Consider the following 7,170-nt stretch of genomic DNA (forward strand, 5'->3'; position numbering starts at 1 on the left):
CATGGCTTGGGAACTAGATCTAGGAAAATAACTTAAAATACTAATAAATTTAGTATTTTTAACTGGCTCTAGTTCATAAATCACGGGATGACATCGAGCTTTTTATTATCATCTTTCTTTAGTTAGCAATGCCACAATAAAACTAAAATTTTATAAATTATTTCTAAAAGTTATGATAACTAAAAAAGATAAACCTTTAAATATTTATTGTCCTTTAGTTTCCATTATTATACCTGTCTATAATGGGGCTAATTATATGCGTGAAGCGATAGATAGTGCTTTAGCCCAAACATATGAAAATATTGAAATTGTAGTTGTTAATGATGGCTCTAAAGATAATGGAGAGACAGAAAATGTAGCATTATCATACGGTGATAAAATACGCTATTTTCATAAAGAAAACGGTGGTTGTGGTTCGGCTTTAAATTACGGTATAAAAAACATGAAAGGGGAGTATTTTTCGTGGCTTAGCCATGATGATATATATTATCCTAATAAAATCGAGCATCAAGTTAACATATTAAATAAATTAGATAATAAAGATACTATCATTTACGGCGGTTATGAATTAATTGATGAAAAAGGAAGCTCTCTACGTTATATTAAACCGGATAGTGTGCTACCTATAGATAAACTTAATATTTCTTTATTATCTTTATTACGAGGATTAATACATGGTTGTTCGTTATTAATTCCTGCTAAATATTTTCATGAAATCGGTATATTTAATGAAGCTTTACCGACAACTCAAGATTATGATTTATGGTTTAAAATTTTCCGTGTTGCCCCTATTCATTTTGACGAGTCTATCCTAATTAAATCTCGTTTTCATTCAGAGCAAGGTAGTAAAAAAATATCAAATCATAACGAAGAATGTAATGTATTATGGTCATCGTTTCTTCACGAGTTAACAGAAGAAGAAATGATCAAAATGGAAGGTTCTCCTTATTTATTTTTAACTCGTACAGCTACTTTTTTATCAAATAATACTCCATATAAAAAAGCTTGTGATTTAGCAAATATTATGGCTAAGCAAGTACTACATGATACTAAAGTTAGTGTTATTATACCGGTATATAATAGAATAAATTGGGCAATTGAAGCTATAGAAAGTGTACTTATTCAAACACACAAAAATTTTGAGATACTTATAATAGATGATGGATCGACTGATGATATATCAGAATTAACTTCAATATGCAAAAAAGATAAAAGAATAAGATATTTTCATAAAAAAAATCAAGGACCTGCTGCTGCACGTAACTTAGGTATTAAAAATGCTATAGGAAAATATATTGCTTTCCTTGATTCAGACGATTTATTTTATAAGGATAAAATAGAAATTCAATTAAAGTTTATGGAAGAAAATAATTTTATATTTTCTCATACTTCATATCAAAAAATAAATGAAAAAGGAAAATATATAGAATCTGTTCATTCTGGGTTTTTTAGTGGAAATGTTTTTCCTCAAGTTATACAAACTTGTCCAATAGCAATGCCGACAGTTATGGGAACTTTGACATTATTCCAAGAAAATTTATTTCCTGAAAATATAAGAAGCGGTGAAGATTGTTGTTTATGGATATCTATTGCTAGTAAAAACTCAATAGGCGGTATAGACAAAGAATTGTCTAAAGTACGAATTAGCGGTGTTACTAATACGTTTATGGACCCAAATAAATATTCAGTAGGTTTAATAAATATTACTTCTTATGTTCTTAATGATCCTTATTTAAGTAAATTTAGTCCGTTTACTATTAATTTGTTATTAGCGGCTGTTACACAATTAAGATTATTAGAAAATAAAAATAAAGACTATAAAAAAAGTAATATTTCTTTTTTCAACAATAATTATGTAATTCAAAAAATACAAACCTATTGCTTTGTGACAAAAATTTTGATTTTGTTAACTATTACCTCTATAAGGCAAGAAGGAATACGTGCAACAATCTCTAGAATACAGAGATGGCTTAAAAGCATATATAAATAACTATTCCTCAAGTATCTTAACTTTTGAGCCGTCGCCGATTTTAGTCATACCTTCGGTAACGACTAAGTCACCTTCTTTAATATCGTTAGAGGTAACTTCAATTAGACCTTCTGTACGTGTGCCGATTTTTACATATAATTGTTTTACCGTATCACCCTCTATTTTATAAATAAAGTTACCTTGATTATTTCGTTGAATACAACTTTCAGGAACGGTTAGATTTTTATGAGGATTAATTATAAGCCTAACATCTACAAAGCTATTATGCAGGATTTTTGTCCCCATAGGTAAAATAATTTTAGCTGTTAAAGTACCGTTATCTGATAAGTAATGCGATACTGCCCCGATTGTACTTTTAATTTTTCCTGCAATTAAAACTTCAGTATCAACTCTAACTTTTCCGTTTAAAGACTCCGGCAATTCAATAAAAATACTTTGTGAGTTTTCTGTTCCGGTAATACTAAAAAGATAGTCGCCTATTTTTACTTCATCTCCGACCATAGACTTAATTACGCCTATTTTACTGGAGTAGGGTGCAGTAATTATCATATCGTTATATGTTTTTAGAGCTTTGGAATAATTAAATTTAGCATCTTCAAGCTTGCTTTTTGACCTTTTATATTCCTCGTTGCTTACAAATTTTTTAGCAAATAAAGCTTCTTTTCTATTATAATCTTCTTGTTTTGTATTTAATAAAGCTGCTGCTCTAGATTTAGTGGTTTCTGCTATGTTTTTATCTATAACTAGCAATATATCGCCTTTCTTTACTAGTTCTCCTTGATGTGCTGAGACTTTTTCAACTACTCCGGTGGCATTAGCATAATAATCACGGCTATTATCATTCTGGCATTGCCCTACAATATTAAATATGTCGTAAAGCTCGGCAATTTGTACTTTAGTTGCTTTTACTCCTGTAATTTTTTCTTCTTCCTTTTTACTTGCCATAGTAGGAAGGGAAATAAGTAAGGTAAAAAGAACAATAAGTTTTACGGGCATAATATTATACTCTAAGTTGAATAGATGTCATCTAGTTAGTTTGTCTGTGTTAGGTATTATCCGCGTGGATTAATTTCACCTCTGTCATCCCGTGGCTTGACCACGGGATCCAGTTAAAAATACTAAAATTATTAGTATTTTTTATTGTTTTTATGGACCCCGTGGTCAAGCCACGGGGTGACATATTGGGTTTACCGCTCCACGCAACAATACCTTCAAGTTATGATAAAGTATGCTTTTTAAGTTCCTCATCCGTTAACCATTTATATTCTTTTTCTAGAATTTCAAATCTGATTTTTTCTAATTGTTCATCAAGATCAGGTTCAGGAATGATAGCAGAACCCATAAATTCAAATCCTTGATAGTTAATTTTTAGTTTCTTACAAATTTCTTGTAATGATAGTAAATTTTCTTCTATATCATCAATAAATATTATTGATTGCGGATAATAATCTGTTTTGCGTAATACATATTCAAGTACGCTTCCTTTATCATATTCCGCAGTATAAATTATGCCATCTTTTAATGTAGGTTTACCGTAACCGATATTAAAATCCTCGATTGTTATTTCATCTTCTAAAGGTGAAAATTCTTGAAAATTTACCTTTAATTCAGTGAGTTCACGAATTCTCCATTCGATTATATCTTCAATTACGCCGAATTTACCGGTAGGAAGTTTAGTAAGCCCCATTGCCGGAATATTTTTTTCTTTAAGTAGAGTAAATATTTTTAAAATATCTAAATTAACGAATCTAGATTTTTTTCCTTTAAGAATAACACTAAGTAATAATTCACATTCTTTTCTAGTAAGTCTTTTTTCAATGTTATTCATTAATTCTTTTCTATAATCATGTGTTAACCTAGATTCATCACTATCCATTACAATTACTTCATCTACATCAAAAAGCACCAAGCTAGTATTATCGGCTTGTTTTACCGCTTCTATAACTTCTTTAAAATCATGAACTTTATTTATTTTACTATACATATTCTTTATTTTTTATTTATGATTTAAAATCTAGATCGTGTTATTACCCTTGGATATTATCTATGTGAATCGTTTTATGTCATTCCCACGTAGGCGGGAATCCAGTAAAACATATAAAAAACTTGTTTTGTATACGTTTATTTTATCAAATATGTAACTTAACTATATCAACATTAATGTTATTTTTCTGGATTCCCGCCTACGCGGGAATGACATAAAGCAAGTTGTCTAATTCATACAACAAAGTTCTAAATAACTACGGGTATCTATATTTATTTTGTAACGTCACTTATCACTTCTTCTAAGGAATTTGTCATTACCTTTAAATCTTCTTCTCTAGATAAATTATGGTGACCGTCTTTAATTAGCTTCATTACTATTTGTTTACTTATTATTTTTTCTAATAATTTTACTGAAACATTATAAGGCACGTCTTCATCTAACATTCCATGAATTAGATGTACCGGTATATTTATATCAATCTGTTTCTTTGTCAATAATAAATGTTTTTTTGCATCTTCTATCAGTTTATAGCTTATAGGATATTTATGCTCACAATTTTTACCTCTTACTTCTAATATTCCCTCTTTTTGCATCTTATTTTGATCATCTAGAGATATATTTTGCCAAATATCTTCAGTAAAGTCGGAAGCGGGAGCTAAACACACAAGCCCTTTTATTTTATTAGGGAATTTTAAAGCTGCAAGAAGTGCTAACCATCCTCCCATGCTCGAACCTACTAATATTGCCTTCGTATCAATTAATTTGTCTAAAATTAGTGATACTCCTTCTAACCAACCACTAATTGTTTGCTCCTCAAATTGTCCAGATGCGTTTCCATGACCGAAATTATCAAAAACAATAAAATTATAATTGTTTTTTTTACAATAATCTATTAAATAGATAGCCTTAGTTGATTGCATACTAGACATCAAGCCGTGTAAAAAAATTACAGATGGAATATTTGTATTAATTATTCTATAATTATCATAGACAATAAATTTGTCTTGTGTTTTATTATAAAGCTTGTGCATTTTAAATAATTATTTTAATAGATTGAGATTTAATGCCTTCATTAAAGTCAAGTAAACGATACAATAAATATACTATTTTACAAGTAGTTCCTGCTCTAGTCTCGGGAGGGGTTGAAAGAGGTACTATAGAAGTTGCAAAATATCTTAAAATTCTCGGTCATACTCCTATCATAATTTCAGCAGGCGGTACTCTAGTTAAAGAGTTAGATAAGGAAGATATATTGCATATTGAAATGAATAGTAGCAGTAAAAATCCTTTTGTAATTCTGAATAATGCAAAATTGATAGCAGAAATAATCAAAAAATATAATGTTGATATAGTTCATACAAGATCAAGGGCACCGGCATGGAGTTCATATCTAGCAACAAAATGGACGAACGCTAAATTTCTGACTACTTTTCATGGGGTTTATAATATTCCGAATAGTTTTAAAAAATATTATAATAGCATAATGCTAAAAGGCGAGAAAGTTATTGCCGTATCCAATTTTGTAAAACAACATTTGCTTGAAAACTATAAAATTGATGAAGACAAAATAGTAGTAATTGAGCGTGGAGTAAATTATGATTATTTTGATCCGGCAAATTTAACGCCTGAAAAACTTAAAAAATGTCGTGATAAATATGATGCACCGAGCAACGTGCCGATAATATTAATGCCTTCTAGAATGACAAGCTGGAAAGGGCATCTTGTTCTAGTAGAAGCATTAAGTAAGTTAAAACATAGAGATTTTTATTGTTTAATGGTTGGCGATATATCTAGACATCCCAATTTTACTAATAGAGTCAAAGAGCTTATAGCTACTCTAAAACTTCAAAATAAAATTCAAATTTTTGGTAATGATTCGGATATAATAAACCTATACGGGATTTCCGATATTATCGTTTCTGCCTCGATCGAGCCTGAAGCTTTCGGACGTACTATTATAGAAGGGCAGGCGATAGAGAAGCTTGTTATTGCAACTAATATCGGCGGGGCAGTAGAAACGATAAATAATAATATAACTGGTTTCCACGTAGAACCAAATAATGCCGAAGCGTTAGCAGAGAAAATTGATTATTGTTTCTCGATTTTAGGTACTGATACTGCTAAGAAAATCCAAGAAGCAGCAAGACATACGGTAATTAATAATTTCTCTCTTGATCTGATGCTAAGAAAAAACCTTGAAGTCTATAAAGAAATCTTAAAAAACTCTCATAATTGAACACCTAGATTTAGTATATACTCATGATAAATGAAAAGTAGAGTATATATGGTTGAATAGAATAGCTATTCTCCTAATAATTTTATTTCAGCGTACAAATCTTCAAGATTTATATACTGATCATAAAAATTATTATAATCATGAGATTTACCGTCATGATGTACTACAAGCATTAAAGTTTCCGGTAAAAATTCTTTTAAAGCTTGTTGTGCATTTTCTATAGATATTTTATCAAGATTGGCAAACACCTCGTCTAAAATTAATATTTTAGGGTTTGAAATTATAGCTTTAATGATTCCAATTTTTTTCTTTTGACCGCCGCTCGGTGCATTTATTACATCATAATTTTTATCACTTAAGTGCGTAATTAATGTACCTAGATCCAATTTTATAAATAGTGTGTTAATTTTTTCTTCTAATGATTGTTTATTACTTTTAATGATTGATTGATCAAGACCAGAGCTTATTACTTCAAATAAAGTAGATTGAGCCGGTATGTAACTATTCTGATCAATAAATATTATTTTTGGATTTTGATAATGGGTAGGTATGGAAATTTCACCAACACTATGGCATGGATCAGCAATACAATTTACTAAACTCTTTAAAAAAGTGGTTTTGCCTTTTCCTGAGGAAGCTGAAAGAAGATAATGTGCTCCTAATTTTAATACTAATTTTTCAAAACTCAAAATAGTTATTTCTTCTATAATTAGGTTATAATCAGAAATTACAAATTCATCATTTGTATCATTAGTAGTCCATGTTATTCCTTTTTTATCTTCAGAAGAAAGTGCCTCTATTAATTTTGTAATTCTCTCTTGTGATATAACTGCTCCACTAAAGATTATTTTTAATGAGGAACTTGTTACGAATGGTTTTAAGGTTTCAAGCCAAGGATTAAGTAGTAGAGCTTGCTCAAATGTAATCTCTCCATTTTTTACTTTAGGGGAGTGTTGA

At 29.7% G+C, this 7,170-nt stretch carries 7 protein-coding genes; 2 read left to right on the forward strand and 5 right to left on the reverse strand.

Going from position 1 to position 7,170, the window contains the following annotated elements:
• The first annotated feature begins 172 nt into the window (after positions 1-172).
• On the forward strand, positions 173-1,990 hold the full coding sequence (locus tag SB78_RS01390) for a glycosyltransferase family 2 protein (RefSeq protein WP_041077931.1): 1,818 nt from the start codon (positions 173-175) through the stop codon (positions 1,988-1,990).
• Here SB78_RS01390 and SB78_RS01395 read toward each other — a convergent pair whose 3' ends face one another.
• The 4 genes from SB78_RS01395 to SB78_RS01405 all read right to left on the reverse strand — a co-directional run bounded on the left by SB78_RS01395 (position 1,991) and on the right by SB78_RS01405 (position 5,008).
• Entirely contained in the window at positions 1,991-2,989 is a 999-nt protein-coding gene (locus SB78_RS01395; RefSeq protein ID WP_199402691.1) for an efflux RND transporter periplasmic adaptor subunit, read from the reverse strand.
• Between the two features lie 46 nt (positions 2,990-3,035).
• Entirely contained in the window at positions 3,036-3,170 is a 135-nt protein-coding gene (locus SB78_RS07570; RefSeq protein ID WP_081420887.1) for a proline/betaine transporter, read from the reverse strand.
• 36 nt (positions 3,171-3,206) lie between these two features.
• Positions 3,207-3,974, reverse strand: coding sequence for a DUF2608 domain-containing protein (locus tag SB78_RS01400; protein ID WP_041077935.1), 768 nt, complete (start codon positions 3,972-3,974; stop codon positions 3,207-3,209).
• A 272-nt stretch (positions 3,975-4,246) separates the two neighbouring features.
• Positions 4,247-5,008 (reverse strand): alpha/beta hydrolase, encoded by a 762-nt coding sequence (locus tag SB78_RS01405; protein ID WP_041077937.1) that lies wholly within the window; start codon positions 5,006-5,008, stop codon positions 4,247-4,249.
• Positions 5,009-5,040: 32 nt separating this feature from the next.
• Here SB78_RS01405 and SB78_RS01410 point away from each other — a divergent pair, with 32 nt between their 5' ends.
• Positions 5,041-6,213: a glycosyltransferase family 4 protein gene (locus SB78_RS01410; RefSeq protein WP_041077939.1), complete on the forward strand. Its 1,173-nt coding sequence runs from the start codon at positions 5,041-5,043 to the stop codon at positions 6,211-6,213.
• A 65-nt stretch (positions 6,214-6,278) separates the two neighbouring features.
• Here SB78_RS01410 and SB78_RS07575 read toward each other — a convergent pair.
• On the reverse strand, positions 6,279-7,170 hold an 892-nt coding region (locus SB78_RS07575; protein WP_241773653.1), incomplete at its 5' end, for an ATP-binding cassette domain-containing protein.

The organism is Rickettsia asembonensis, assembly GCF_000828125.2.
In the GTDB taxonomy this organism is placed as follows: Bacteria; Pseudomonadota; Alphaproteobacteria; order Rickettsiales; family Rickettsiaceae; genus Rickettsia; species Rickettsia asembonensis.

Bases quoted from the DNA above. Each gene is read 5' to 3' on its own strand.
- SB78_RS01390 (WP_041077931.1), top strand. From the start codon at position 173: ATGATAACTAAAAAAGATAAACCTTTAAATATTTATTGTCCTTTAGTT.
- SB78_RS07570 (WP_081420887.1), bottom strand. From the start codon at position 3,170: ATGTCACCCCGTGGCTTGACCACGGGGTCCATAAAAACAATAAAAAAT.
- SB78_RS01400 (WP_041077935.1), bottom strand. From the start codon at position 3,974: ATGTATAGTAAAATAAATAAAGTTCATGATTTTAAAGAAGTTATAGAA.
- SB78_RS01405 (WP_041077937.1), bottom strand. From the start codon at position 5,008: ATGCACAAGCTTTATAATAAAACACAAGACAAATTTATTGTCTATGAT.
- SB78_RS01410 (WP_041077939.1), top strand. From the start codon at position 5,041: ATGCCTTCATTAAAGTCAAGTAAACGATACAATAAATATACTATTTTA.